4 protein-coding genes and 1 pseudogene are annotated in these 5,995 nt (G+C 71.9%); 4 read left to right on the top strand and 1 reads right to left on the bottom strand.

From position 1 onward, the window contains the following. A pseudogene (locus L615_RS02250) lies at positions 1–417 on the bottom strand (hypothetical protein); the annotation flags it as partial. A 591-nt stretch (positions 418–1,008) separates the two neighbouring features. On the opposite strand from L615_RS02250, the gene L615_RS02245 reads away from it, so the two are divergent. The 4 genes from L615_RS02245 to L615_RS02230 form a co-directional block, all read left to right on the top strand. Further along, positions 1,009–1,353, top strand: a complete 345-nt coding sequence (locus L615_RS02245) for a hypothetical protein (protein ID WP_036519181.1) — start codon at positions 1,009–1,011, stop codon at positions 1,351–1,353. A gap of 143 nt (positions 1,354–1,496) precedes the next feature. After that, positions 1,497–2,825 (top strand): FAD-binding oxidoreductase, encoded by a 1,329-nt coding sequence (locus L615_RS02240; protein WP_232221854.1) that lies wholly within the window; start codon positions 1,497–1,499, stop codon positions 2,823–2,825. Continuing rightward, on the top strand, positions 2,822–4,111 hold the full coding sequence (locus L615_RS02235) for a cyclopropane-fatty-acyl-phospholipid synthase family protein (protein WP_145723971.1): 1,290 nt from the start codon (positions 2,822–2,824) through the stop codon (positions 4,109–4,111). The genes L615_RS02240 and L615_RS02235 overlap by 4 nt, the downstream gene beginning before the upstream one ends. A gap of 180 nt (positions 4,112–4,291) precedes the next feature. Beyond that, positions 4,292–5,995, top strand: a 1,704-nt coding sequence (locus L615_RS02230; RefSeq protein ID WP_145723970.1) for an Ig-like domain-containing protein, incomplete at its 3' end; no start/stop codon positions are given.

The following is a 5,995-nucleotide window of genomic DNA, read 5'->3' as shown; positions in this document are numbered from 1 at the left end:
GAGCGGGTGGGTGAGGTCGGCGATGCGCTGGGCCTTCCACGTGTCCACTCGACCTGCGATCACGGCGCGGTAGAGGCGGGGGAGGSGCCAGGCGCACTCGATCACCTGGCCGACGTAGGCACAACCGCCGATCGGTGAGCGACCGAGGACAGCGATGAGCTCCATCAACGCGAACTCCGACACGAGCGGGGCTCCCGGACCGGCGATCGGGACACCGGTGTCGACGACCCCGTCCAGCAGCGTCGCCGCACCTTCAGGGGAGTCGAGGGTGTTCTGGTCGGCCCAAGCGACGATGGCGATCCACTCCCGGACCTGGGAGGACTTCCGGGCGACGACCTCGGAGCGGATGTCGCCGAGGAGCTCGGTCACGGAGCGGCCGTCGTACTGGCCGATCGATGCGTGGTTCCCGAGCTCCATGACTGGATTCTTCCAGAGACCACCGACATTGATTCGCCGGAAACCCGCCTGTGGACTGGGGTTCTCCCGATTCTCTGTCCACAGTCCGTCCTCAAGGCCCGGTGGTTTCGAGGCTCCTCGCTAGCGCTCGTCGCACCTCAACCACCGGGAGCTGGGTGCACGCCGAGACCAACACCGCCGCACCTACGACCCGCGAGCCGACCGCCGGACCCGACCACCTCCCCACCCTTCTCGTCGCTGCCTTTCGCAGCTGTGCCAGCTACGTGACCGCAGCCCGGCCGGGATCAACAACGCCCTACCTACGACCCGCGAGCCGACCGCCGGACCGGACCACCTCCCCAGCCTTCTCGTCGCTGCCTTTCGGARCTGTGCCAGCTACGTGACCGCAGCCAGGCCGGGATCAACCACGCCCTACCTACGCAACTGCAAGCCGACCGCCGGACCCGACTACCTCCCCAGCCTTCTCGTCCCCCTCTCGTCGCCCGCTCTCCCGCTGTGCCCTCGCCGTCACCGCAGCCCATCCGGCAGCAGCCGCCACCCCGACGCCGTCCCGCCGCGACAACCCCCACCCGGCGCTGGGACAATCTCCCCATGACCGACCTCTCCACCGAGGACAAGAAGCTCGTCACCCTGGCCCGCGCGACGCGGGCCCGCATCCAGGCTGCCGAGGGGGCGGCCGTGCGGGACACCGACGGCCGGACCTACGCCGCGGCGACGGTCGACCTGCCGTCGCTGCAGCTGAGCGCGGTGCAGGCGGTGGTCGCGGCGGCGGTGTCGTCGGGGTCGACGGGCGTCGAGGCGTGCGTGGTGCTGGGGGACGCGGGGGAGCTCATCGAGCCGGACGCGGCGGCGCTGAGGGACTTCGCGGGCCCGTCGGGGGTCACCGTGCACGTGGGCGACGCCCGCGGCGCGATCGGCGAGACCCGCACCGCCTGACCCGCACCGCCTGACCCGCACCTCCCGACCGGGCGCCGCGCGCCGGGCGTGAGAGGCGTCGGAAAATGTCAGGCCCGGATGTCACCGGTCTGGAGTAGGTTCGGACCGTGGCAGATCGAGGCTGGCACCAGCATCAGGCAGCCGTGGCACGACTCGCAGCGTCCTGCTCCGCGATCCCGGCGGGGCAGGCGGTGCGCCTTGCCAAGCGGACCACCAACCTCTTCCGGGCCCGGGCAGAGAGCACGGCGCCGGGTCTGGACGTGTCCGGGCTCGACGGGGTGATCGAGGTCGTGCCGGACGGTCCCGACGGGCCGGTGGCCGAGGTCCAGGGCATGTGCACCTACGAGGACCTCGTCGACGCGACGCTGCCGCACGGCCTCGTGCCGTACGTCGTCCCGCAGCTGCGCACGATCACCCTCGGCGGCGCCGTGACCGGGCTCGGCATCGAGTCGACCAGCTTCCGCCTCGGCCTCCCGCACGAGTCGGTGCTGGAGATGGACGTCTTCACCGGAGCCGGCGAGGTGGTCACCACCCGGCCGGGCGACGACCTCTTCGACGCGTTCCCGAACTCCTACGGATCGCTCGGCTACGCCACCCGGCTGCGGATCAAGCTGGAGCGGGTGCCGTCCTTCGTCGCGCTGCGGCACCTTCGCTTCGACGACGCCGGGCTGATGGCCAAGACCCTGGCCGAGATCGCCGCCGCGCAGGAGCACGACGGGGAGCCGGTGCACGGCCTCGATGGGGTCTCCTTCTCGCCGGGGGAGCACGTGCTCACCCTCGCCCGCTGGACCGACGAGCCGGGGCCGACGTCCGACTACGCCGGCCAGGAGGTCTACTACCGCTCGCTGCAGCGCTGCGACCGCGACCGGCTCACCGCCTACGACTACCTGTGGCGTTGGGACACCGACTGGTTCTGGTGCTCCGGCGCCTTCGGGGCGCAGAACCCCCGCATCCGCCGGTTCTGGCCGCGCAGCCTGCGCCGCTCCGACGTCTACATGAAGCTGCTCCACCTCGACCGCCGCTTCGACATCGCCGACCGACTCGACCGCCGCGCCGGCCGCCCGCAGCGCGAGCGGGTGGTGCAGGACATCGAGGTGCCGGTCGAGCGGCTCGCGGAGTTCCTCACCTGGTTCGACGAGGAGGTCGGGATGCGGCCGGTGTGGCTGTGCCCGCTCGTCGCGACCCGCGCCTGGCCGCTCTACCCGCTCGAGCCCGGCCGGCTCTACGTCAACGTCGGGTTCTGGGGGACCGTCCACGTCGGTCCCGACGCGGTGAACGCGCCCAAGAACCGCGCCATCGAGGCCAAGGTCCACGAGCTGGGCGGCCACAAGTCGCTCTACTCGGAGGCGTTCTACGACCCCGAGACCTTCGACCAGCTCTACAACACCAGCCACCTCGCCGCGGTGAAGCGGTGCTACGACCCGGACGACCGACTCACGACCCTCTACGACAAGGCGGTGAAGCGTCGATGACGAGCAAGGGAATCGCCCCCACGATCGCGTCCCTGTTCCCCGGCGGCCTGCCGTTGTGGCTGCGCGCCTACGACGGCACGGAGGCGGGTGACACCAGCCAGCCCTATGGCCTGGAGCTGGTGAACCAGCGCGGCCTGTCCTACATCCTCACCGCGCCCGGCGACCTCGGCCTGGGGCGCGCGTACGTCGCCGGTGACCTGGTGCTCCACGGCGTGCACCCCGGCGMCCCCTACGAGGCGTTCTCGCTGCTCAAGGACCACACCGACTTCGGCCTGCCCGGTCCGGTGAAGCTGGCCGAGGTGCTGCTGGGACTGGGTCTGTCCAACCTGGTGCCACCGGCCCCGCCGCCGCAGGAGCACCTGCCGCTGTGGCGGCGCCGCGCGGAGGGCCTGCGCGGCCTCACCGCCTGGGGCCGGCACTCCCAGCAGCGCGACGCCGACGCGATCCACCACCACTACGACGTCTCCAACACCTTCTACGAGCACGTCCTCGGGCCGTCGATGACCTACACCTGCGCGGTGTACCCGACCGGGGACGCCACCCTCGAGGAGGCGCAGGAGCACAAGTACGACCTCGTCTGCCGCAAGCTCGGGCTGAAGCCCGGCCAGCGCCTCCTCGACCTCGGCTGCGGCTGGGGCGGCATGGTCCGCCACGCAGCCCGGCACTACGGCGTCAAGGCGCTCGGCGTGACGCTGTCGCGCGAGCAGGCCACCTGGGCGCAGGAGGAGATCAAGGCGCAGGGCCTCGACGACCTCGCCGAGGTGCGGCACATGGACTACCGCGACGTCACCGAGACCGGGTTCGACGCGGTCAGCTCCATCGGCCTCACCGAGCACATCGGCGTGGACAACTACCCGGCGTACTTCGGCTTCATCGCCGGCAAGCTCAAGCCCCAGGGGCGCCTGCTCAACCACTGCATCACCCGCAACAACAACCGCGGCAAGCCCACGGCCGGAGCCTTCATCGACCGCTACGTGTTCCCGGACGGCGAGCTCGCCGGGTCCGGGACCATCGTGCGCGCCCTCGAGGACGCCGGGCTCGAGGTGCAGCACCACGAGAACATCCGCGAGCACTACGCCAGGACGCTCGCCGGCTGGTGCCGCAACCTCGCGGAGAGCTGGGACGCCTGCGTCGCGGAGACCGACGAGGGCACCGCCCGCGTCTGGGGCCTCTACATGGCCGGGTCGCGGATCGGGTTCGAGCGCAACGAGATCCAGCTCCACCACGTCCTCGCGACCAAGACCGTGGACGGGGACAGCGGCTACCCGCTGCGGCACGAGTTCTGACCGTCCGGGTCGTCGCTGCGGGACCATGGTCCCGAGTTGCGCCGGATCGGTCTCCGCCCGTTCCCCACCGCTGAGAACCTTCACCACGACCGGGTGCCGAGCTGACGGCACACCGAGCGTCGAAGGAGTGCGGTGCAAGTGGTGGGTCCTGCGTGGGTTCGACGTGGCCGGTTCGCAGCGTTGCTGGGCATCACCCTGCTGGTGGCGACGACCCTGCGCACCGACGTCGGCGAGATCGTCGACGCCTCCTCGCGCGTGCGCTGCACGATCATGGGCACGCCGCGGGCTGACGTCCTCGTGGGCACCCCCCGCGACGACGTCATCTGTGGCCTCGGCGGCGACGACCGCATCGACGGCCGCGGCGGTGACGACCTGATCATCGGTGGCGCGGGCAACGACGTCCTCGTCGGCGGTTCCGGCAACGACCGGCTGCGCGGCCAGGGCGGCCACGACACGCTGCGCGGCGGGGCGGGCCACGACCGGTTGTGGGGCGGCCCGGGGCACGACGTCCTCGACGGCGGCGCCGGCAACGACCGGCTGGGCGGCGGCTCCGGGGCCGACCAGCTCCGCGCGGTGGACCAGCGAGGGTTCCGCGACCTCGTGGTGTGCGGCACCGGCACCCCGGACCGGGCGCTGGCCAACCCACGCGACGCGGTCTCCCGTACCTGTGAGTCGGTGCGGCGTGCCAACCCGACCACGACGAAGCCGAAGCCCCCGGTGGTGAAGACCCACGCCCCGGTTGCGGTCGACGACACGGTCGAGGCGGTCGAGGACACCGTCCTCGACCTGCCAGCAGCCGGCGCGGGCAGCCCGGTCGCCAACGACACCGACGCCGACGGCGACGTCCTGCGTGTCAGCGCGGTGAGCGCCGCCTCCGGCGGGACCGTCGCCCTCAGCGGTGGCACCATCACCTTCACCCCGGCGGCTGACCTGTGCGGCCCCGCCGCCGGACGGTTCGACTACACGGTCAGCGACGGCACCGGCCGCACGGACGCCGGTCGCGTCACCGTCGACATCTCCTGCGTCGATGACCTCCCGGTCGCCCACGACGACGAGGCCACCGTCCTCGAGGACGCCGCCCCGACGACGATCTTCGTCCTGGCCAACGACGTCGACGTCGACGGCGACCCGCTGGTGATCGCCGACGCCACGCAGCCCGCCCACGGCACGGTCGTGGTGACGCCGTACGGCGTGAGCTACACGCCCGACGCCGACTACTGCAACGACCAGTCCGACGAGGACCCGGACTTCTTCCTCTACCGGCTGGCCCCGGGCCTCTCGACCGCGCGGGTCGACGTGACGGTCACCTGCGTGGTCGACCCGGCCGTCGCGGACGACGACGCCGCGACCCTGGCCGAGGACGCCGGACCGACGTCGATCCCGGTGCGTGACAACGACGACGCCCGCGAGGGCGAGACCGTGATCGTCAGCACGACCGCGCCGGGCCACGGCACGGTGCAGATCGTCGACGACGGCCTCGGCCTCACCTACGAACCCGACGCGGACTACTGCAACACCCCGCCGGGGACGACGCTGGACGCCTTCACCTACACCCTGCGGGGCGGTTCGACCGCGACGGTGCTCGTCACCGTCACCTGTGTCGACGACGCGCCGGTGGCGGTGGACGACGCGGCGACCCTGGCCGAGGACGCGGGTGCCACGGCGATCGGGGTCCTGGCCAACGACACCGACGTGGACGGTGGTCCGAGGTCGATCGGCTCCGTGACGCAGCCGGCGCACGGCACCGTCGTCATCACCGGTGGTGGCACGGGCCTGACCTACGAGCCGGACCGGGACTACTGCAACGTCCCGGGCACGCCCGACACCTTCACCTACACCCTCGCCCCGGGTGGCTCCACCGCGTCGGTGGCGGTCGACGTGACC

The sequence above is a fragment of the Nocardioides sp. J9 genome, from assembly GCF_007829375.1.
Lineage (GTDB): Bacteria > Actinomycetota > Actinomycetes > Propionibacteriales > Nocardioidaceae > Nocardioides.
The sequence above is the reverse complement of the archived record's forward strand: the minus strand, read 5'-3'. Positions and strand labels throughout refer to the sequence as shown.